General features: G+C 71.0%; 21 protein-coding genes and 1 pseudogene. 14 read left to right on the top strand and 8 right to left on the bottom strand.

What is annotated here, in order from left to right:
* Nucleotides 1–20: 20 nt before the first annotated feature.
* A complete protein-coding gene (locus WT16_RS22360) occupies nt 21–278 on the bottom strand; it encodes a hypothetical protein (RefSeq protein ID WP_041862018.1) in 258 nt (85 codons plus the stop codon).
* Between the two features lie 11 nt (nt 279–289).
* Nucleotides 290–469: a hypothetical protein gene (locus WT16_RS22355; protein WP_009915853.1), complete on the bottom strand. Its 180-nt coding sequence runs from the start codon at nt 467–469 to the stop codon at nt 290–292.
* Nucleotides 470–800: 331 nt separating this feature from the next.
* On the opposite strand from WT16_RS22355, the gene deoA reads away from it, so the two are divergent.
* The 4 genes from deoA to WT16_RS22335 all read left to right on the top strand — a co-directional run bounded on the left by deoA (nt 801) and on the right by WT16_RS22335 (nt 4,673).
* Complete coding sequence (deoA, locus tag WT16_RS22350; protein WP_063534235.1) at nt 801–2,123, top strand: thymidine phosphorylase; 1,323 nt, start codon at nt 801–803, stop codon at nt 2,121–2,123.
* Nucleotides 2,124–2,129: 6 nt separating this feature from the next.
* Complete coding sequence (locus WT16_RS22345; RefSeq protein WP_348982117.1) at nt 2,130–2,684, top strand: cytidine deaminase; 555 nt, start codon at nt 2,130–2,132, stop codon at nt 2,682–2,684.
* Between the two features lie 197 nt (nt 2,685–2,881).
* Entirely contained in the window at nt 2,882–3,529 is a 648-nt protein-coding gene (locus WT16_RS22340; RefSeq protein WP_015602649.1) for a BON domain-containing protein, read from the top strand.
* 202 nt (nt 3,530–3,731) lie between these two features.
* A complete protein-coding gene (locus WT16_RS22335; protein WP_063534234.1) occupies nt 3,732–4,673 on the top strand; it encodes a 1-phosphofructokinase family hexose kinase in 942 nt (313 codons plus the stop codon).
* A 110-nt stretch (nt 4,674–4,783) separates the two neighbouring features.
* Here WT16_RS22335 and WT16_RS22330 read toward each other — a convergent pair whose 3' ends face one another.
* The 4 genes and pseudogenes from WT16_RS22330 to WT16_RS35685 all read right to left on the bottom strand — a co-directional run bounded on the left by WT16_RS22330 (nt 4,784) and on the right by WT16_RS35685 (nt 9,586).
* The gene (locus tag WT16_RS22330; RefSeq protein ID WP_015603334.1) at nt 4,784–5,986 is read right to left on the bottom strand and encodes an acetate/propionate family kinase; all 1,203 of its coding nucleotides are present in this window, start codon (nt 5,984–5,986) and stop codon (nt 4,784–4,786) included.
* Entirely contained in the window at nt 5,983–7,386 is a 1,404-nt protein-coding gene (locus tag WT16_RS22325; RefSeq protein WP_015602480.1) for a bifunctional enoyl-CoA hydratase/phosphate acetyltransferase, read from the bottom strand. The genes WT16_RS22330 and WT16_RS22325 overlap by 4 nt, the downstream gene beginning before the upstream one ends.
* 10 nt (nt 7,387–7,396) lie before the next feature.
* Nucleotides 7,397–9,190, bottom strand: coding sequence for an alpha/beta fold hydrolase (locus WT16_RS22320; RefSeq protein ID WP_063534233.1), 1,794 nt, complete (start codon nt 9,188–9,190; stop codon nt 7,397–7,399).
* A gap of 131 nt (nt 9,191–9,321) precedes the next feature.
* A pseudogene (locus WT16_RS35685) lies at nt 9,322–9,586 on the bottom strand (hypothetical protein).
* Between WT16_RS35685 and atpD the strand changes: the two are divergent.
* From atpD to adhP, 10 genes are all read left to right on the top strand, one after another.
* Nucleotides 9,558–11,105: a F0F1 ATP synthase subunit beta gene (gene atpD, locus WT16_RS22315; protein WP_063534232.1), complete on the top strand. Its 1,548-nt coding sequence runs from the start codon at nt 9,558–9,560 to the stop codon at nt 11,103–11,105. The pseudogene WT16_RS35685 and the gene atpD overlap by 29 nt on opposite strands.
* Nucleotides 11,095–11,550, top strand: coding sequence for a F0F1 ATP synthase subunit epsilon (locus tag WT16_RS22310; protein ID WP_015602658.1), 456 nt, complete (start codon nt 11,095–11,097; stop codon nt 11,548–11,550). The genes atpD and WT16_RS22310 overlap by 11 nt, the downstream gene beginning before the upstream one ends.
* Nucleotides 11,547–12,005, top strand: a complete 459-nt coding sequence (locus tag WT16_RS22305; protein ID WP_063534231.1) for an AtpZ/AtpI family protein — start codon at nt 11,547–11,549, stop codon at nt 12,003–12,005. Before WT16_RS22310 ends, WT16_RS22305 begins: the two co-directional genes overlap by 4 nt.
* Nucleotides 11,998–12,306 carry an ATP synthase subunit I gene (locus WT16_RS22300; protein WP_009915839.1) on the top strand — a complete coding sequence of 103 codons (309 nt, stop codon included), beginning with the start codon at nt 11,998–12,000 and terminating at the stop codon, nt 12,304–12,306. Before WT16_RS22305 ends, WT16_RS22300 begins: the two co-directional genes overlap by 8 nt.
* Nucleotides 12,303–13,004 (top strand): F0F1 ATP synthase subunit A, encoded by a 702-nt coding sequence (locus WT16_RS22295; protein WP_063534230.1) that lies wholly within the window; start codon nt 12,303–12,305, stop codon nt 13,002–13,004. The genes WT16_RS22300 and WT16_RS22295 overlap by 4 nt, the downstream gene beginning before the upstream one ends.
* Nucleotides 13,001–13,249, top strand: coding sequence for a F0F1 ATP synthase subunit C (locus tag WT16_RS22290; protein ID WP_004187193.1), 249 nt, complete (start codon nt 13,001–13,003; stop codon nt 13,247–13,249). Before WT16_RS22295 ends, WT16_RS22290 begins: the two co-directional genes overlap by 4 nt.
* Before the next feature lie 13 nt (nt 13,250–13,262).
* Nucleotides 13,263–14,012: a F0F1 ATP synthase subunit delta gene (locus WT16_RS22285; protein WP_063534229.1), complete on the top strand. Its 750-nt coding sequence runs from the start codon at nt 13,263–13,265 to the stop codon at nt 14,010–14,012.
* Complete coding sequence (locus WT16_RS22280) at nt 13,996–15,714, top strand: F0F1 ATP synthase subunit alpha (protein ID WP_063534228.1); 1,719 nt, start codon at nt 13,996–13,998, stop codon at nt 15,712–15,714. The genes WT16_RS22285 and WT16_RS22280 overlap by 17 nt, the downstream gene beginning before the upstream one ends.
* Nucleotides 15,711–16,565 carry a FoF1 ATP synthase subunit gamma gene (locus WT16_RS22275; protein ID WP_006028063.1) on the top strand — a complete coding sequence of 285 codons (855 nt, stop codon included), beginning with the start codon at nt 15,711–15,713 and terminating at the stop codon, nt 16,563–16,565. The genes WT16_RS22280 and WT16_RS22275 overlap by 4 nt, the downstream gene beginning before the upstream one ends.
* A gap of 85 nt (nt 16,566–16,650) precedes the next feature.
* The gene (gene adhP / locus WT16_RS22270) at nt 16,651–17,676 is read left to right on the top strand and encodes an alcohol dehydrogenase AdhP (protein ID WP_063534227.1); all 1,026 of its coding nucleotides are present in this window, start codon (nt 16,651–16,653) and stop codon (nt 17,674–17,676) included.
* A 73-nt stretch (nt 17,677–17,749) separates the two neighbouring features.
* Here the strand turns inward: adhP and WT16_RS22265 are convergent, their stop codons facing one another.
* Both WT16_RS22265 and WT16_RS22260 read right to left on the bottom strand, forming a co-directional pair.
* Nucleotides 17,750–18,259: a hypothetical protein gene (locus tag WT16_RS22265; RefSeq protein ID WP_015602514.1), complete on the bottom strand. Its 510-nt coding sequence runs from the start codon at nt 18,257–18,259 to the stop codon at nt 17,750–17,752.
* A 533-nt stretch (nt 18,260–18,792) separates the two neighbouring features.
* Nucleotides 18,793–19,917, bottom strand: a complete 1,125-nt coding sequence (locus WT16_RS22260) for an ABC transporter permease (protein WP_059930730.1) — start codon at nt 19,915–19,917, stop codon at nt 18,793–18,795.
* Nucleotides 19,918–19,919 lie beyond the last annotated feature (2 nt).

The raw sequence follows: 19,919 nt of genomic DNA, 5'->3' as shown, positions 1-19,919 counted from the left end.
CGCGTTGCAAAAGGGCGGCGTCAGTCGAAGCGGGCGCGTCGCGTTCGATTGCGATCGGCGCGCCGTTCGATGGCGACCAGGCCGAGGCTCGGGGGCGCGCTCGCGCGAGCGAGTTCGTCGAGCGCCCGAAGCCAGCGGCGGCCGGGCAGCGCGTTCAGGACCGCGCGCCATTCGATAGCCGGCGCGAGCAGCCGAAACCGCCGGCGCACCCGCCGCGATGCGCGGGCCGCCAGGCGAGCGAGCGGGCGGGCGCGGACGGCTGATGGATCGGGACGCATCCGGACTTCCGTCAATGAACCGGCGCATAGCCGAGCCTCTCGACGCCGTACGCTTCGATCCAGTCGTCGCGATCGTCGAATCCCATCGTCTTCGCGAGGTAGTCGGCCATGTCTTCCGGCGTCGGCGTGACCGACGAATCGTAGTAACCCAGCGGGGCTTCGGCTTTCGGCATCAAGATGGCGTAGAGCATGTCGACCTCCGTGTCTTTAGTCAACTTAACGGCCGCAACCCGCGCCGCCTTGACAGGGAAAATCCCGGGTTAGAGTGATATGCCGAATTTCGATCGAGATCGGAAAACGGAAAGCAATGAATCAGGCGGGAGAGAGGGAATGCGCGGCTCTTCAGGTTTTCGCGTGCCGCGTGCGCGCCCGTGTTAGCGTTTCTCCTCACGGGATTTCACCCGGCCGCGCGGCTTCGGCGACGGATCGGCCGCCGGCGCGCGCAGTGGGCGGCTTCGTCGTTTCGAATGCGCCCGAATGCCATTCAATTGTGTCGCTGATAATCAAAGGCTTGGGCAAACCATGACTTTTCTGCCGCAGGAATTCATCCGCAAGGTGCGCGACCGCGAGCCGCTCGATGCGGCCGACGTCGTGCGTTTCGTGCGCGGCGTGACGACAGGCGACGTGACCGAAGGCCAGATCGCCGCGTTCGCGATGGCCGTCCATTTCAACGAGCTGCCGCTGTCCGCGCGGATCGCGCTGACGCTCGCGCAGCGCGATTCGGGCGACGTGCTCGACTGGCGCGGCGAGCGCCTGAACGGCCCGGTCGTCGACAAGCATTCGACGGGCGGCGTCGGCGACTTGACGTCGCTCCTGATCGGGCCGATGGTCGCCGCGTGCGGCGGCTACGTGCCGATGATCTCGGGGCGCGGCCTTGGCCACACGGGCGGCACGCTCGACAAGCTCGAGGCGATTCCCGGCTACGACGTCGCGCCGTCCGTCGGTACATTGCGCCGCGTCGTGCGCGACGCGGGCATCGCGATCGTTGGCCAGACCGCGCAGCTCGCGCCCGCCGACAAGCGGATCTACGCGGTGCGCGACGTGACGGCGACCGTCGAATCGATCTCGCTGATCACCGCGTCGATCCTGTCGAAGAAGCTCGCGGCGGGCGTCGGCGCGCTCGCGATGGACGTGAAGGTCGGCTCCGGCGCGTTCATGCCGACGGCGGAGAAATCGGCCGAGCTCGCGCGCAGCATCGTCGACGTCGGCAACGGCGCCGGAATGAAGACGGCCGCGACGCTCACCGACATGAACCAGGCGCTCGCGCCGTGCGCGGGCAATGCGATCGAGGTGCGCTGCGCGATCGATTTCCTGACGGGCGCGGCGCGCCCAGCGCGGCTCGAAGCGGTCGGTTTCGCGCTCGCGGAGCAGATGCTGACGATGGGCGGGCTCGCCGCGGACGCGGGCGACGCGCGCCGCCGGTTGCGCGCCGCGCTCGAATCGGGCACGGCTGCCGAGCGGTTCGCGCGGATGGTCGCGGCGCTCGGCGGGCCCGCCGATCTGATCGAGCGGCCGGAGCGGCATCTGCCGCGCGCGGCGGTTGCCGTGCCGGTGGCCGCCGCGCGTGCCGGCTGGATCGAGCGGATCGACGCGCGCGCGCTCGGCCTCGCGGTCGTCGGCTTGGGCGGCGGGCGCGCGAAGATCGGCGACGCGCTCGATCATTCGGTCGGGCTGTCCGCGCTCGCGGAGCTGGGTGAGCGCGTCGAGGCGGGCCAGCCGCTCGCGACCGTTCACGCGCGCGACGCCGACGCGGCCGCGCAGGCCGCCGAAGCGGTGCGCCGCGCGTATCGGATCGGGGCTGAACCGCCGGCGCAGACGCGCGCCATCTATGCGGTGATCGAATGATCGATCATGTGGCGGGCATCGGCGCATCGGCGCATCGAACCGGCCGAGGCATGGCGGATATCGGATATGTCGCGGCGCGCGGCGCCGCGCAAGCAACATGCAACGTCGCCCACCGCGGCGCAAAAACGAAATCGCCGGACATCGAATCATCGAACAAGGGAACACGACATGACTCACCACGCACTGATCGAAGCGGCGAAGGCCGCGCGCGAAAAGGCCTACGCGCCGTATTCGAACTTCAAGGTCGGCGCGGCGCTCGCGACGAACGACGGCAAGATCTTCCACGGCTGCAATGTCGAGAACGCGTCGTATGGGCTGTGCAATTGCGCGGAGCGCACCGCATTGTTCTCGGCACTCGCGGCGGGCTACCGGCCGGGCGAGTTCGCGGCGATCGCGGTCGTCGGCGAGACGGACGGCCCGATCGCGCCGTGCGGCGCGTGCCGGCAGGTGATGATCGAGCTCGGCACGCCGACGCTCGAAGTCGTGCTGGCGAACATGTCGGGCGACGCGCGCGTGACGAGCGCGGGCGACCTGCTGCCGGATGCGTTCTATCTGAAGTGACGCGGCGCCGCGCGTGCGCGATTCGCCGCGCCGCGCCATGCTTCGCGTGCTTTCCGCGTTATTCGTCTGTCATTTTCCCTTCATTGACGCGCGTCAAGGTCCGCGCCGCGCAATGCGCGATGCTGGTTTGCGTGCGCCGCCGCGCGCGTTCTGCCGCCGGCGGCCGTTTATCGAAACCGGTCGGCGAGGAGACGACGATGAAATCCGATGCTGCGCTCAGGCAAGATGTCGAACAGGAACTGTATTGGGATCCGTCGCTGGATGCGCGGCAGATCGACGTGTCGGTGCACGATCGCATCGTGACGCTGCGCGGCTTCGTGCCGAGCTGGGCGCAGAAGTACGCGGCGCAGAAGGCCGCGCAGCGCGTCGCCGGCGCGCGGGCGCTCGTGCTCGAGCTGAAGGTGCTGCCGAGCGAATCGCCGCGCGACGACGAAGTGCTCGCCGCCGCGATCGTGTCGGCGCTCGCGTGGCAGGAAGGGCTGGCCGGGCAGGAGATCCGCGTCGACGTCGACGAGGGGTGCGTCACGCTCACGGGCGAAGTCGAGTTCGGCTATCAGCGGCAGGCGGCCGAGACGGTCGTGAGCCGGATGCGCGGCGTGATCGGCGTCGTCAACCGGATCGCCGTGCGCTCGCAGGACGCGGGCGCGACCGTGCGCGAGCGCGTCGCGGATGCACTCGCGCGGCGCGCGCAGCGCGAGGCCGCGCATATCGAAGTCGACGAGCGCGACGGCATCGTCACGCTGACGGGCACCGTCGATTCGCTGATCGAGCGGCGCGCGGCCTGCGGCGCGGCGTGGTCGGTGAAGGGCGTGCGCGAGGTCATCGATCAACTGACCGTCGCGTAGGCGCGGGCGGCGATGCGCGCGGCGCACGGCGCGCGTGGCGTCCGGCACCGACCGGCGGCAAGCGGCCGTCGGCCCGCGTCCAGGCCGATGGTTCGACGCCGGATCGACCGCACGACGCCTTGCAGCGTGCGACCCCGCGCCGCCGCACCGGCCATCATCCCGTTCGCTTTTCGTTGCGACGCCCTTTTTTTCGACCGCCACGATGCCCGAAATCGTCACCGTCACGCCGAATCCCGCCATCGACGTCGCGACGTCCGTCGAGCGCGTCACCGATACCCGCAAGCTGCGCTGCGGCCCCGCGCGGCGCGATCCGGGCGGCGGCGGGATCAACGTCGCGCGCGTGCTGACGCGCCTCGGCGCCGATTGCTCGGCGGTCTATCTGGCGGGCGGCGAGACCGGCCTCGCGCTGCACGGCCTGCTCGCCGACGAGTGCGTGCGCGCGAGCTGCGTCGACATCGCCGGCGAGACGCGCGAAAACTTTTCGGTGCACGAAACGTCGACGGGGCGCGAATTCCGCTTCGTGCTGCCGGGGCCCGCGCTCGCGCCCGACGAATGGCCGCGCTGCGTCGACGCGCTCGCGCGGCTCGCCGATGCGTCGCGCTATCTGGTGATGAGCGGCAGCCTGCCGCCCGGGATGCCGGACGATTGCTACGGCCGGCTCGCGCGGCTCGCGAACGCGCGCGGCGTGCGCGCGGTCGTCGACACGTCGGGGCCGGCGCTCGCGGCCGCGCTTGAGGCGGGCGTCTATCTGGTGAAGCCGAGCCTCGGCGAGTTGCGCGCGCTGACCGGGCTGCCGCTCGAAGACGACGACGCGCGCCTCGCGGCCGCGCGCGCGATCGTCGGCAGCCGGCGCGCGCAGATCGTCGCGCTGACGCTCGGCGACGCAGGCGCGCTCGTCGTGTCGCGCGACGAAGCGGTGCGGCTGCCGGGCGTGAAGGTCGCGGTGCGCAGCGCGATCGGCGCGGGCGACAGCTTCGTCGCGGGGCTCGTCGATGCGCTCAATCGAGGCGCGAGCGTCGCCGATGCGTCGCGCTACGCGCTCGCCGCCGCGTCGGCGTCGCTGCTGAGCGTGGGCACCGCGCTGTGCGCGAAGGACGACGTCGAGCGGATCTATCGCGAACTGCCGGGGATGGTCGACGCGTGATGCGCGATGCATGAGTCGGCCGGCGATCCAGCCGCCCTCATTGGCTTCTTCGCACGCGCAAGTCCTCGCCGGCACGCACGAAGCGCATGCCGACGAGGCTCGCGCCGCCGCTACCGTCCGGCGCTCCCGGGCGCGCGGGCATGCAGAACCGAGGCCGCATCCCGCGCGATCACCTGCTCCTCGTCGGTCGGCACGACGAGCACCGCGACGCGGCTCCCGTCGCGGCTGACGATCTCCGCATTGCGCGCGTTGGCGCCTGCATCGAGCTCGACGCCGAGCCAGCGCAGCCGCTCGCACACCGCGGCGCGCGTCTGCGGCTGATGCTCGCCGATGCCCGCGGTGAACACGAGCGCGTCGAGGCCGCCGAGCGTCGCCGCGAGCCGCGCCGCCTCGCCCGCGATCCGGAACGCGAACAGCTCGAGCGCGTCGCGCGCGCCGGCCGACGGATCGGCGAGCAGCACGCGCGCGTCGCCGCTCACGCCGGACACGCCGAGCAGGCCCGAGCGGTGATACAGCATCTGCTCGACGTCGTCGACCGTCTGGCCGAGCGTCTTCTGCAGGTGCAGCACGACGCCCGCGTCGAGCGCGCCGCAGCGCGTCGCCATCGGAATGCCGTCGAGCGTCGAGAAGCCCATGCTGGTGTCGCGGCTCACGCCCGCGTCGAGCGCGCACAGGCTCGCGCCGCTGCCGAGATGCGCGGCGACGATCTTGCCGCGCGCGATTGACGGATGCCGCTCGCGCAGCCGCCCGGCGACGTACCGGTACGACAGCCCATGAAAACCGTAGCGCTTGACGCCTTCGTCGAACAGCGCGCGCGGCAGCGCGAAGCGCCGCACGAGATCGGACTGCGTGCGGTGGAACGCGGTGTCGAACGACGCGACCTGCGGCAGGTGCGGCCGCAGATGGCGCAGCGCGCGAATCAGCCGCACGCTCTGCGGCTGATGCAGCGGCGCGAGCGGCACGAGCGCCGCGATCGCGGCGAGCGTCCGGTCGTCGATGCGCACCGGCCCGTCGAACGCGTCGCCGCCGTGCACGACGCGATGGCCGACCGACACCAGCTCGTGCACCGACAGATGCGCGTCGATCCAGTTGAGCGCCTCGTCGAGCACGCCGTGCAGATCGTCGGTGACGGGCGCGGCGAGCGGCACCGTGTGCGCGTCGCCGCCGTTCGAGTATTCGAACTGGAGCGGCGCGCGGTTGAAGTCGATCTTGCCGCGCCCGAGCGGCGCGGGTTCGCCGTTCGCGACGCTGTAGAGGCCGATCTTCAGCGTCGACGAGCCGGCATTGAACGTGAGCAGCAGCGGCTCGCTCATGACGCGAGCGCGCCGGCGCGCGTCCTTTCGGCGACGAGCTTCGCGAGCGCGGCGGACGCAATCCGCACGCGCAGGCTGTCCGCGCGGCTCGTCAGGATGATCGGCAGCCGCGCGCCGAGCACGAGGCCCGCGGCGTCGGCGCCCGCGAAGTACATCAGTTGCTTCGCGAGCATGTTGCCCGCTTCGAGATCCGGCACGAGCAGGATGTCGGCGTCGCCGGCGACGGGCGACGCGATGCCCTTCGACGTGGCGGCGACCGCGCTCACCGCATTGTCGAACGCGAGCGGCCCGTCGACGACCGCGCCCGCGATCTGGCCGCGTGCGGCCATCACGGTGAGCGCGGCCGCGTCGAGCGTGGACGGCATTTTCGGGTTGACGGTCTCGACCGCCGCGAGCACCGCGACGCGCGGCCGCTCGACGCCGAGCACGTGCAGCAGATCGACCGCGTTCTGGCAGATGTCGCGTTTTTGCTCGAGCGTCGGCGCGATGTTGATCGCCGCATCGGTGATGACGAGCGGCTTCGGATACGCGGGCACGTCCATCGCATACACGTGGCTGATGCGCCGCTCGGTGCGCAGCAGCGACGCCGGGCCGACGACCGCCGCGAGCAGCTCGTCGGTGTGCAGGCTGCCCTTCATCAGCGCGGCGACCTTGCCCGCGCCGCCCATCTCGACCGCGCGCGCGGCGGCCGCGTGGCTGTGCTCGACCGGCTCGATCGGCACGCCCGCGAGACTCACGCCGGCCGCCTCGGCGACCGCGCGGATCTTCGCTTCCGGGCCGATCAGGATCGGCTCGATCAGGTTCGCGTCGCGCGCGTCGATCGCCGCGCGGATCGCATCCGGCGAGCATGGATGGACGACCGCCGTGCGCAGCGGCGGCTGCTCGCGCGCGTCGCGCACGAATGTCTCGTAGCGGTCGTGGCGGCGCACCGCGACATCGGGCCCCGGCACGCGTTCCCACTTGATCGGCGTATCGGGCGCGATCACGGTGGCGGTGCCGCGCAGCACGACCTGGCCTTCCTGGTTCGTGCAGCGCGTGTCGAGCAGCACGATCCGCTTTTCCGCGCGCTTTTCCGTGACGGTCACGGTTGCCGTGATCGTGTCGCCCGGCGCGACCGGATGACGGAACTCGAGCGTTTGGTCGAGATAGATCGTGCCCGGCCCCGGCAGCTTCGTGCCGAGCACCGCGGACACGAGCGCGCCCGTCCACATCCCATGAACGACGATGTGGCCGAACAGGTCGTGCGCGGCGAACGTCGCGTCGAGGTGCGCGGGGTTCACGTCGCCGGACATCGCGGCGAACAGGTCGATGTCGTCGCGCGACGCGATGCGCACGAGCGATGCGCTGTCGCCGATCGCGAGCGAGTCGAACGGGCGGTTCTGAAGGATTTCGCGATCCACGCGGCACTCCTTATTTCTGGAACACGTAGGTGCCCGGCGCGTCGCCGAGCGCGTGCGCGCCCGATTTGCCGAGCGTCGGCGGCGCGACGCGCTGCGCGCTTGAATGCCGGGCGAGCCACGCGTGCCACGCGGGCCACCACGAGCCTTCGAAATCGGTCGCGCCGGCGAGCCATTCGTCGGGCGAGACGCTCGGCGCGTCGGCGGCCGTCACCTTCATCCGGTAATGGCGCTTCGGATGGCCGGGCTCGCTGACGATGCCCGCGTTGTGGCGGCCCGCCGTCAGCACGAACGTCACGTCGCTGCCGCTCAGGTAGTGGATCTTGTAGACGGAGCGCCACGGCGCGATGTGGTCGTGCTCGGTGCCGACGACGAAGAACGGCGCGCGGACGTTGTGCACCGACACCGTCTGCCCGTCGATCACGTAGCGGTTCGTCGCGAGGTCGTTGTCGAGGAACAGGTGGCGCAGATACTCGGAGTGCATCCGGTACGGCATCCGCGTCGAATCGGCGTTCCACGCCATCAGGTCGATCATCGGGGTGCGCTCGCCGAGCAGATAGTCGTGGATCACGCGCGACCAGATCAGATCGTTCGACATCAGCAACTGAAACGATCCCGCCATCTGGTGCGCGCCGAGAAACCCGCGCTCCCACATCATGCTTTCGAGGAAGTGGATCTCGCTGTCGTCGATGAACAACTGCAGCTCGCCGGGCTCGGTGAAATCCGTCTGCGCGGCGAGCAGCGTGACCGATGCGAGGCGCTCGTCGCCCGCGTTCGCCATCGCGGCCGCCGCGATCGAGAGCAGCGTGCCGCCCAGGCAGTAGCCGGTCGCGTGGATCTTCGCTCCGGGCACGATCTCGCCGATCGTGTCGAGCGCGTCCATCACGCCGAGCTTGCGGTAGTCGTCGAGGCTCAGGTCGCGATCGCTCGCGTCGACGTTGCGCCATGAGATGCAGAACACCGTGTGCCCCTCGCCGACCAGGTAGCGGATGAGCGAGTTGTGCGCCGACAGATCGAGGATGTAGTACTTCATGATCCACGCGGGCGCGATCAGCACGGGCTCCGCGTAGACGTCGGCCGTCGTCGGGCCGTACTGCAGCAGCTCGATCAGGTGGTTGCGGAACACGACGCGCCCGGGTGTGATCGCGAGGTTCTTGCCGACCGCGAAGCGCTCGGCGCCCGCGGGCGGCTGTTTCGTCAGCAGGCGGCGCACGTCGTCCAGATAGTTCCGCACGCCCTGCGCGAGGTTCGCGCCGCCCGTGAGCGCGGTGCGCTGCGCGATTTCCGGGTTCGTCGCGACGTAGTTCGCCGGCGCGAACATGTCGAGCATCTGCCGCGCGGAGAATGCGACGACGTCCTCGTGATGCGGCGACACGCCGGGCACGTCGTGGGTCGCCGCGCGCCACCATTGCTCGGCGAGCAGGAACGACTGGTGCCAGAAGCGGTACGGCTCGAGCTGCCACGCGCTCGCGCGGAAGCGCCGGTCGCCCGGCGACGGCTGCGCGGGCGGCGCGGGCGTGTGTCCGGCGGCCGCTTCGAACAGGTATTCGGCGAGCAGCGCCGCGTGCTTCACCGCGAGCGTCGCGAGCTCCGTGCGCTTGCCGGGCGCGGCCGCGAGGTGGATCAGCCAGTCCGACAGCGCGAGCTGCAACGATGCGGGCGACAGGCCCGACGTCAGCTTCGCGAGCGACGCCTCCTTCGCGAGATCGAAGATGCGATAAGGGTTTTCAGGCTCGCCGGACGCGGGCGGGTGGGCGGGCAGCGGCGCGGCGGGCGCGCCGGATGCGGGGGTGTGGCGTGTGTCCATCGGGCTTCCTTAGGCTGGCGCTGCGCGGGCGACGGCATGACGAAGCACGGCAGCCGATGCGGCCGGCCTTGCGCGAAGCCGCTGCGCGGGCGTTGCCGCCCGCCGCGCGCCTCGATCGCACGCGTCGACGATCACTGACACGGCCACTGTAGCCACGCATAGATCTGCGGAATCTGATTTGAATCAACGATCGACGCCGGGCGCCGCGCGAATCGCGTCGTCGCCGCGTGCGTGCGCGTCGATTGTTTCGTATGGCGAGACGCGTCGTTTCATCTGGCGATTTTCCGTTTCTTGACCGAGATCAGCCGGCAGGCGGCGCGCGCCGTTATGGTGAAGCCATCGACGAACCAGCCAGACGGGAGCGACGGTGGCGGATCTGCATGCGACGAACGGCACGGCTGCGACGCACGCGAAGCGCGACGCAAGCGACGCAAGCGCCGGGCGCGTCGTCGCGGTGCGCGGCGCGGTCGTCGACGTCGCGTTCGACGGCGGCGTGCTGCCCGCGCTGAACGAAGCGCTCGCGATCCCGATCGACGGCGCCGCGCCGATCCTCGCCGAGGTGCATGCCCACCTGAGCGACGCGGCGGTGCGCGCGCTAGCGCTCGGCCCGACGGGCGGGCTGCGGCGCGGCGCCGCCGCGCGCGCGACGGGCGGGCCGATTCGCGTGCCCGTCGGCGACGCGGTGCTCGGCCGCCTGCTGAGCGTCACGGGCGAGCCCGGCGACGACGGCGCGGCGCTCGCGGCGGACGTCGCGCGGCGGCCGATCCATCGCGGCGCGCCGCCGCTCGCCGAGCAGAAGAGCGCGACCGCGCTGTTCGCGACCGGCATCAAGGTGATCGATCTGCTCGCGCCGCTCGCGCAGGGCGGCAAGGCGGCGATGCTCGGCGGCGCGGGCGTCGGCAAGACGGTGCTCGTGATGGAGCTGATTCACGCGATGGTCGAGCGCTATCGCGGGATCTCGGTGTTCGCGGGCATCGGCGAGCGCTCGCGCGAAGGGCACGAGATGCTGCTCGACATGCGCGGCTCCGGCGTGCTGGGCCGCACGGTGCTCGTCTACGGGCAGATGAACGAGCCGCCCGGCGCGCGCTGGCGCGTGCCGCTCACCGCGCTCGCGATCGCCGAGTATTTTCGCGACGAGCGCGCGCAGAACGTACTGCTTCTGATGGACAACGTGTTTCGCTTCGTGCAGGCGGGCGCCGAGGTGTCGGGCCTGCTCGGGCGGCTGCCGTCGCGGGTCGGCTATCAGCCGACGCTCGCGAGCGAGGTCGCGGCGCTGCAGGAGCGGATCGCATCGGTCGAAGGCGCGGCGGTGACGGCGATCGAGGCCGTCTACGTGCCCGCCGACGATTTCACCGATCCCGCCGTCACCGCGATCGCCGCGCACGTCGACAGCATGGTCGTGCTGTCGCGCGCGATGGCGGCCGAAGGGATGTATCCGGCGATCGACCCGGTCGCGTCGTCGTCGATTCTGCTCGATCCGCTCGTCGTCGGCGACGGGCACGTCGAGGTTGCGATCGAGGTGCGCCGCGTGATCGAGCATTACCGCGAATTGCAGGACGTGATCGCGCTGCTCGGCATCGACGAGCTCGGCGCGGACGACAGGCGGATCGTCGGCCGCGCGCGGCGGCTGCAGCGCTTCCTGACGCAGCCGTTCGCGGTGACCGAGGCGTTCACGGGGCAGGCGGGCGCGTCGGTCGAGATCGCCGACACGATCGCCGGCTGCCGCGCGATCCTGCGCGGCGATTGCGATGACTGGCGCGAGAGCTCGCTGTACATGGTCGGCACGCTCGACGACGCGCGGCGCAAGGAAGCGGCGGCGCGCGAGGCGGATGCGCGGCGCGATGCGGCGGCCGGCTCCGCGTCCGGCGCGGCGCCCGGCTCCGCCGCGCCGCAAGGAGCGCCCGATGGCCGCTGAGCTGCGCGTGACGATCGCGACGCCGGCGCGCGTGTGCGTCGACGATCTGCCGATCGTGTCGCTGCGCGCCGAGGACGCGAGCGGCGCGTTCGGCATCCGCGCGGGCCACGTCGATTTCGTCACGCTGCTGCGCGCGTCGGTCGTGCGCTGGCGCACCGCCGACGACGCGACGCATTACGCCGCGCTCGACGGCGGCGTGCTGCGCGTGACGCGCGGCGCGCGCATCGAGATCGCGTGCCGCGACGCGGTGCTCGGCGAGTCGCTTGCGGAGCTCGAAGCGGTCGTGCGCGGGGTGCGCGCGACGCAGCTCGACGCGAAGCGCCGCGCGCGCGTCGACGAAACGCGGCTGCACGCGCAGGCGGTGCGGCGGCTGCTCACGTATCTGCGGCCCGAGCATGCGAAGGACGGCATGCACGCGCCGATGAAGCCGGAGACGCTCGAATGACGAAGCGTCGGCAGTTCGAGGCGAAGCGCGATGACGCGGCGCGCGGCGACGCACGGCGCGCCCGGTCGCCCGAATCGCCCGAATCGCCCGAATCGCCCGAATCGCCCGCCGCGCGCGATGGCGGGATGCCCGCCGCGGCGCGGTCCGCCGAAGCCGCGTCGAAGCCTGCCGCCGATCGCGTCGAGCTGGCGGCGCGCACGGCCGCGACGCGCGCGGCGCGCGGCGCGCGCGATCCGGAGCCGTCGCTCGGCCGGCGGCTCGCGCAGATCGGCGTGCTCGGCTGGACGATCGTCGCGCCGACGCTCGCCGCGCTCGCGCTCGGCCGCTGGCTCGACCGGACGTTCGCGTCGCGGGTGTTCTTTTCCGCGCCGCTCCTGATGCTCGGCGCGGCGCTCGGCTTCTGGCTCGCGTGGCGCTGGATGAAAGCTCAACAACACGGAGATCGCGATGATTGACATGTGGGAAACCGCGCGCGCGTCGTTCGACGGCATCGCCGTCGCGATCGGGCTCGCGCTCGGGTTCGCCGCCGGCGCGTGCCATTTCGCGTCGCTCGGCTGGAACAGCCGGCTGTTCGTCGCGGGCCGCGCCGGCGCGGCGCTCGCGCTGCAGCTCGTGCGGATCGCGCTCGCGGTGGCGGTGCTCGTCGTGCTCGCGCGCGCGGGTCTCGCGATGCTCGTCGCGGGCTCGGCGGGCTTCTTCGCCGCGCGCGCGCTCGCGGTCCGCCGCGCGGCCGCGCTGACGGGAGCGCGGCGATGAACGCGTCGCCGCTGTCGACCGTGCCGATGTTCTCGATCGGCCCCGTCGGCATCTCGGAACCCGTGCTCGCGACGTGGGCGATCATGGCCATGCTCGTCGCGCTCGCGCTCGCCGCGCGCAGGCGGCTGAGCGTCGACGCGCCGTCGCGGCTGCAAAGCGTGCTCGAATTGTTCGTCGCGACGATCGACGCGCAGATCGCCGACACGATGCAGACGCCGCCCGCGCGCTATCGCGCGCTGATCGGCACGATCTTCGTGCTCGTGTTCTGCGCGAACAGCGCGTCGCTCGTGCCGGGCGTCGAGCCGCCGACCGCGCATCTCGAGACCGATGCCGCGCTCGCGCTCGTCGTGTTCGCGGCGACGCTCTATTACGGCGTGCGCGCGCGCGGCGTGCGCGGCTATCTCGCGACGTTCGCGGAGCCGACGTGGGTGATGATTCCGCTGAACGTCGTCGAGCAACTGACGCGCACGTTCTCGCTGATCGTGCGTCTGTTCGGCAACGTGATGAGCGGCGTGTTCGTGATCGGCATCGTGCTGTCGCTCGCCGGCCTGTTCGTGCCGATTCCGCTGATGGCGCTCGATCTGCTGACGGGCACGGTGCAGGCGTACATCTTCATGGTGCTGTCGATGGTGTTCATCGGCGCGGCCGTATCCGGTGACGAAACTTCCGCGCCGCGGCGCGGGCAGGAGAACGCATGAACAATCTCATCGAAGTGGTCAGCATCGCGGCGGCCGCGCTCGCCGTGTCGTTCGGCGCGATCGGTCCCGCGCTCGCGGAAGGGCGCGCGGTCGGCGCGGCGATGGACGCGATCGCGCGCCAGCCGGACGCGTCCGGCACCGTGTCGCGCACGCTGTTCGTCGGGCTCGCGATGATCGAGACGATGGCGATCTACTGCCTCGTCGTCGCGCTGCTGCTGCTGTTCGCGAATCCGTTCGTCAAGTGACGCGGAGGCGGCGATGCGAATCGACTGGTCCACGCTCGCGCTGCAGGCGGTCAACGTCGTCGTGCTCGTGTGGCTGCTGTCGCGCTTCCTGTTTCGCCCCGTGAGCGAGATCATCGCGAAGCGCCAGGCCGCCGCGCGCAAGCTGATCGACGATGCGGCGCACGAGCGCGACGCCGCGCGCGCCGAGCGCGAACGGGTGTGCGGCGAGCGCGCGTCGCTCGCCGCGGCGCGCGACGATGCGCTGAAGGACGCGCTCGCGCAGGCCGCCGCCGAGCGCGAGCGCCTGATCGACGCCGCGCGCGCCGATGCGCAGGCGCTGCGTGACGCGGCGCGCGCGCAGGCGGACGCCGACGCCGCTCAGCGCGCGAAGGCGCTCGACGCGCGCGCGACGCGCCTCGCGATCGACATCGCCGCGAAGCTGCTCGCGCGGCTGCCGGACAGCGCGCGCGTCGCGGGCTTCGTCGACGGCGTCGCGGCGTCGCTCGCGAAGCTGCCGGCCGACGTGCGCGCGGCGCTCGCCGCCGACGACGCGCAGGTGAGGCTCGTCGCGCCGCGCGCGCTGACCGCGCAGGAGGCGGCCGCGTGCCGCGCGGCGTTCGCGGCGAGCGTCGGCCGGCCGCTCGAGCCCGACGTGCGCGTCGATCCCGCGCTGATCGCGGGGCTCGAGCTCGAATCGAAATATGCGAACGTGCGCAACAGCCTGCGCCAGGATCTCGCGACCATCGAGGCGGCACTGCTGAACGACGATGACGCAAACGCCTGAAGCAACCAATGCCTCAACCAATGCCGCAACCAATGCCGCAACCGATGCCGGCTGGCTCGCGCGCCGCCGCGTCGCGCTCGAGCGCGTCGCGCTCGCACCCGTCGCGCAGGCGCTCGGGCGGGTCGAGCGCGTCGCGGACGGGATCGCGTTCGTGTCCGGCCTCGAAGACGCGATGCTCAACGAAGTGCTGCGCTTCGACGGCGGCGTCACCGGCTTCGCGCACACGCTCGACGAGGATCTGATCAGCGTCGTGCTGCTCGATCCGGACGCGAGCGTTCAGGCGCAAGCGGCGGTCACGCGCACGGGCGCGGTGCTCGAGGTGCCGGTCGGGCCGCAACTGCTCGGGCGCATCGTCGATCCGCTCGGCCGCCCGCTCGACGACGGCGCGCCGCTCGGCACGGCAGGCACGCTGCCGATCGAGCGCCCCGCGCCCGCGATCATCGAGCGCGACCTCGTCAGCGAGCCGCTCGACACTGGCGTGCTGATCGCCGACGCGCTCTTCACGATCGGGCGCGGCCAGCGCGAGCTGATCATCGGCGATCGCGCGACCGGCAAGACCTCGCTCGCGATCGACGCAATTGTCAACCAGCGGCATTCGGACGTGATCTGCGTGTACGTCGCGATCGGCCAGCGCGCGAGCGCGGTGCGGCGCGTGATCGACGCGGTGCGCCGCTACGGCGCGCCCGAGCGCTGCATCTTCGTCGTCGCGCCGGCCGCGTGCGCGCCGGGGCTGCAATGGATCGCGCCGTTCGCGGGGTTCTCGATCGCCGAATATTTCCGGGACCGCGGGCAGCACGCGCTCGTCGTCGTCGACGATCTGACGAAGCACGCGGCGACGCATCGCGAGCTCGCGCTGCTCACGCGCGAGCTGCCCGGCCGCGAGGCGTATCCGGGCGACATCTTCTATGTGCACGCGCGCCTGCTCGAACGCGCGGCGAAACTCTGCGCGAAGCTCGGCGGCGGGTCGCTGTCCGCGCTGCCGATCGCGGAGACCGACGCGGGCAACCTCGCCGCGTACATTCCGACGAACCTGATCTCGATCACCGACGGGCAGATCGTGCTCGATTCGGCGCTGTTCGCCGCGAACCAGCGGCCGGCCGTCGACGTCGGGCTGAGCGTGAGCCGCGTCGGCGGCAAGGCGCAGCATCCGGCGCTGCGCGCGGCATCGGGCCGCCTGCGGCTCGATTACGCGCAGTTTCTCGAGCTGGAGGCGTTCACGCGTTTCGGCGGGCTCACCGATGCGCGGCTGCGCGCGCAGATCACGCGCGGCGAGCGGATTCGCGCGTTGATCACGCAGCCGCGCTTTCGCGCGCTGCGCACGCTCGACGAAGTCGTGCTGCTGAAGGCGCTCGCGGCGGGCGCGCTCGATGCGATGTCGCCGGATCTCGTCGCGCCGCTGCGCGAGAGGCTGCCGTCGTGGCTCGATGCAAGGATCGCGGCGCTCACGCCGGCGGGCGCGCCGCCGTGCAACTGGCTCGCGGACGACGCGGCGCTTTCGGCGCTCGCGGAATCGGTCGGCGAGCTGATCGAGCGGATCGTCGCGGATGCCGCGCATCGCGCGACGGCGGGTGCGCCGGCGGAAGACGCGGCGGGCGACATGGGCGGCGGCGCGCTCGACGGTGCGCCGGAGAGCGGCCGCGCGGCACGCATCGAGCCGGCGCCGCCGGGCGGCGCCGAAACCGGCGCGCGACGCAAGCGATGAGCGACAAGCTCGCCGCAATCGAAGCGCGCACTGACACCGCGCGCCAACTGCAGACCGTGATCGGCGCGATGCAGGGCGTTGCCGCCGCGCGCGCGCACGAGGCGCAGCAGCGCTTGCCGGGCATCCGCGCGTCGGCGGCGACGGTCGGCGCGGCGATCGGCGACGCGCTCGCGGCCGGTGCGCCGTCGCGCGAAGCAGCCGCGAGCCAGTCGCGCGGCGGCGCGCCGCGCGCGCGGCTCGTCGTCGTGCTGTGCAGCGAGCAGGGCTTCGTCGGCGCATACAACGCGCAGTTGATCGACTACGCGATGAGGCCGGGCGCGGACGCGGCGCGCGAATACATGATGGTCGGCTCGCGCGGCGCGATGCTGGCCGACGCGGGCGGCGTGCCGCTCGTCTGGCGCACGCCGATGGCGGCGCACGCGGACGACGTCGTGCATCTCGCGAACCGCATCACCGATGCGCTGTACGCGCATCTCGCGAAGCGCGGCGCGCAGCCGGTGTCGATCGTCCATGCGATGCCGGGCGGCGCGCAGCGGCTCGACGTGAGCGAGCGCCGGCTGTTGCCGTTCGACTACGCGCGCTTCGACACCGCGCCGCGCGCGCAGCCGCCGCTCGTGCACCTGCCGCCCGCTGCACTGCTCGCGGAGCTTGCGCAGGCCTACGTGTTCGTCGAGCTGTGCGAGGCGGCGATGCTCGCGTTCGCCGCGGAAAACGAGGCGCGCACGCGCGCGATGATCGCCGCGCGCGAATCGGTCGGGCGCGCGCTCGGCGAGCTGTTGCAGGCGTACCGGATCGCGCGGCAGGACGAGATCACGGCGGACATCGTCGAGCTGGCGGCGAGCGCGCTGTGAAACCGGGCGCGATTGACGCACGTCAACGACGTGCGCCATGCGTGATCGATACTCGATCGGGCATCGAACCAACCAGGAGCGACTGATGGCGCAACACATGAAGGCCGCGGTGGTGCACGCATTCGGCGAACCGCTGCGCATCGAGGAAGTCCCCGTGCCGACGCCTGGCCCGGGCCAGATTCTCGTGAACATCAAGGCGTCGGGCGTGTGCCATACCGATCTGCACGCGGCCGACGGCGACTGGCCCGTCAAGCCGGCGCTGCCGTTCATTCCGGGGCACGAGGGCGTCGGCTTCGTCGCGGCGGTGGGCGATGGCGTCAAGCACGTGAAGGAGGGCGACCGCGTCGGCGTGCCGTGGCTCTACACCGCGTGCGGCCATTGCGAGTATTGCCAGACCGGCTGGGAAACGCTGTGCCATGAGCAGCAGAACACCGGCTATTCGGTGAACGGCAGCTACGCGGAATACGTGCTCGCCGATCCGAACTACGTCGGCCATTTGCCGGGCAACGTGGCGTTCGACGAGATCGCGCCGATCCTGTGCGCGGGCGTGACCGTCTACAAGGGCATTCGCATGACCGACACGCGCCCCGGCCAGTGGATCGCGATCTCGGGGATCGGCGGGCTCGGGCACGTCGCGGTCCAGTACGCGAAGGCGATGGGGCTGCATGTCGTCGCGGTCGACGTCGCGCCGGAGAAGCTCGCGCTCGCGCGCAAGCTGGGCGCGGCGTTCGTCGTCGACGCGTCGCAGGACGATCCCGCGGCCGTGATCCAGAAGGAGCTCGGCGGCGTGCACGGCGTGCTCGTGACGGCCGTGTCGCGCAGTGCGTTCGCGCAGGCGCTCGGCATGGTGCGGCGCGGCGGGACCGTGTCGCTGAACGGGCTGCCGCCAGGGGATTTCCCGCTGCCGATTTTCTCGACGGTGCTCAACGGGATCACGGTGCGCGGCTCGATCGTCGGCACGCGGCGCGATCTTCAGGAGTCGCTCGACTTCGCGGCCGAAGGGCTCGTGCGCGCGCATATCCATCGCGACAGGCTCGACAACATCAATCGCGTGTTCACGGCGCTGCGCGAGGGGAAGGTCGACGGGCGGATCGTGTTGACCGGGGAGTGAGGCGAAGGGCGCGGGCGGGTGCGGATCACCCGCGCTCGCCCGAGATTCGGCAACGGCTGACGCAAGAACGGCATCAAGGAAACGCGGGAATGGTCGGATCGGTCCCTTCCAGATGCGCGTCCGGATGATGCAGCTTGACGAGCGCCTCGATTTCTTCCACCCGGTCGCGGTGCACGTCGATCATCATCAGCAATTCGCCTTTGTCGACTGCGTCCTCGAAGTGTTTCAGCCGGGTATTCGGCACGCTGACGCCGATCATCGTGCCGACCCACGCGCCGAAGCCCGCGCCGGCGATCGCGAACGCGACCACCGCGCCGCCCGCGATCGTGAGGCCGGCGGGCGGAAACGCGATCGCGGCCAATCCGGCGAGCGCGCCGGTGACGCCGCCCGCCGCGGTGCCGCGGGCGAGCGCGGGCAGCAGATCGCTGCTTTGCGCGATCGACGCTTCGGGCAGATTATCCAGCGGAATCTGATCGTTCGCGACGACGTGGATGCGCCGCCATTCGATGCGCTTGACGAGCAGCTCGTCGACGATCATCCGCGCCGTGTCCGCGTCGGGCAGCAGGAAATAGATCCGTCTCATGATGACCTCTGTCAGGGGACGCCCGGGCGTAGGTTGCCGGGTCCCATGACTTCGATGGTGTCTCGTCCGGCAGGCCGCGTGCGGGATAGGCGCGTTGTTCGAGGCCTATATGACGAAGTCTAGGCGAGATGCGGTCTTCGACAAGGATTACATTGCGCGATTGCCGGGCGCGCCGGGCTGCCGGAACGTGGGGTTTCAGGCGACGCAACCCGCTCCCCGCATTGAATACGATGACGGCGCGGAGTCCGTTCCCATGCGCGCAGCGAAACAGATATTCGTACCTGACACCTTCGTATTGCGCCGGGAGACACGTCCCGCCTCAACGTTCAGCCGCCCGCTGAAGCGCGGCCGTTCCGTCCGGCGACGCCGGCTCTGCGCGAGGCGTCGAGTCGAGGACGCCAAGCCGCGCGGCATCGCCTCGATTCCGGTGACTTCCTGTTCGGGCGCTGATGGTCACGCGCAAGACGCCGACAGCGTGCGGGTGCGGCCCGGGATCTTCGCTGCGTTCTCCCGGTATGTCGCAATGACCTATTTCAGGCCATCTGCCCGATCGTCTTCCGAAACCGCTTCAACGACAGCAGGAACAGCACCGTCCCGATCACCGCCAGGATCAGGAATTGCCGCCAGACCGTCTCGATGCCCGCGCCGCGATAAAGAATCGCCTGCCCGATCTCGACGAAGTGCGTCGTCGGCGCGGCGAGCATGATGTTCTGCACCGCGAACGGCATGCTCTCGCGCGGCGTCAGGCTGCCCGACAGCAGTTGCAGCGGCAGCAGCACCAGCACGAGCAGCATCCCGAACTGCGGCATGCTGCGCACGAGCGTCGCGAGAAAGATGCCCATCGACGTCGTCGCGAACAGGTGAATCGCCATCCCCGCAACGAAGAGCGCGACCGACCCCTCGATCGGCACGTGCAGCGCGCCGCGCACGACGAACGCGAGCGAGAACGCTGCCGCGCACGCGACGACGAGCCCCATCGACCACACCTTCGCCATCATGATCTCGCCCGGCGTCACCGGCATCACGAGCAGGTGCTCGATCGTTCCGTGCTCGCGCTCGCGTATCAGCGCCGCGCCCGTGAGCACCATCGACAGCAGCGTCACGTTGTTGATCACTTCCATCAGCGAGCCGAACCACGTCTGATCGAGATTCGGGTTGAAGCGCATGTGCATCGCGATGTCGACGGGCGGCGCCGCGTTCGTTCGGTAGCGGCGCGCGAAATCGTCGATTTCGCCGCTCACGATCTGCTGCACGTAGCCGTTGCCCGTGAACGCCTGGCTCATTCGCGTCGCGTCGACGTTCAACTGGATCTGCGCGGGCCGGCCCGCGAGCACGTCGCGCTGGAAGTTCGGCGGGATGTCGAGCGCGAACGTGAAGTCGCCCGCATCCATTCCGCGGTCCGCTTGCGCGAGCGTCACCATCTTCGGCAGCGCGAACTGCGGCGGGAAGAACGCCGATGCGATCCGCGCGGACAGCGGCGACGCGTCCTCGTCGACGATCGCGATCGGCGCCATGTGCAGCGTGTCGGGCCGCGCGGTCGCGGCCGAGTAGATCGACGCGGTGAACGTGTAGGCGATCAGCACGAGCAGGATCGGGTCGCGCACGAGGCTCCACAATTCCTTCACGCCGAGACGGTAGACGATCGCGAGGCGCCGCATGA

Source organism: Burkholderia sp. MSMB1589WGS, from assembly GCF_001636105.1.
Taxonomy (GTDB): domain Bacteria; phylum Pseudomonadota; class Gammaproteobacteria; order Burkholderiales; family Burkholderiaceae; genus Burkholderia; species Burkholderia humptydooensis.
Note: the sequence above shows the minus strand (reverse complement) of the source record. Positions and strands in the feature narration are given on the sequence as shown.